We start from the raw sequence: 204 nt of genomic DNA on the forward strand, positions 1-204 counted from the left end.
CGAACCCAGCCAAACAGCAACGCCGGACTGTTAAATCACAAAAACGTAAGTTGGATAAACGACGTGATAAAATGCGTGAACACCAAGCACAGCAAGCTATTTATGATCAACGTAACAGCTACTCTAAGACGGATCACGATGCCACCTTTATGCGGGTCAAGGAAGATCCGATGCAAAACGGTCAATTAAAACCTGCCTACAACG

The 204-nt window shown here is 45.1% G+C and carries 1 pseudogene; it reads left to right on the forward strand.

The annotated features are described in order from the left end of the window. Nucleotides 1–204: pseudogene (locus tag MMY95_RS15855) on the forward strand (IS1182 family transposase); the annotation flags it as partial.

It is taken from the genome of Lactiplantibacillus sp. ME-2 (assembly GCF_022549155.1).
Classification (GTDB): Bacteria; Bacillota; Bacilli; order Lactobacillales; family Lactobacillaceae; genus Lactiplantibacillus; species Lactiplantibacillus plantarum.